This window comes from Arsukibacterium sp. (genome assembly GCF_036735525.1).
GTDB lineage: Bacteria > Pseudomonadota > Gammaproteobacteria > Enterobacterales > Alteromonadaceae > Alishewanella.
Genome location: NZ_DAINOE010000035.1, coordinates 16,646 through 16,988, shown reverse-complemented (window position 1 = coordinate 16,988; position 343 = coordinate 16,646). Strand labels below are relative to the sequence as shown.

The window sequence follows — 343 nt, the reverse complement described above, 5'->3', positions numbered from 1 at the left end:
CATTTGTTACTCCTTAACCTGATTGCTATGCGCTGAAATTATGGCATTGATCACGGCCTGTGCCTTGCTGCGGGTTTCATCAGCTTCTGCCTGAGCTACAGAATCAAACACCACACCGGCACCTGCCTGTATATAGGCTAACTTGTTGGCCACATAGGCCGAGCGAATCACGATACAGCTGTCAAAATCGCCATTACCGGATAAATACCCGACAGCGCCGCCATAACTGCCACGACGCTTACCCTCAACCTGACGAATAAGCTCCGCTGCTTTGACTTTTGGCGCGCCTACTAAGGTGCCCATATTCATACAAGCCTGATAAGCATGCAGCGCGTCTAATTGT

1 protein-coding gene is annotated in these 343 nt (G+C 50.1%); it reads right to left on the bottom strand.

The annotated features are described in order from the left end of the window. Positions 1-6 precede the first annotated feature (6 nt). On the bottom strand, positions 7-343 hold a 337-nt coding region (locus V7D78_RS08770; RefSeq protein ID WP_333608070.1), incomplete at its 5' end, for a chorismate-binding protein.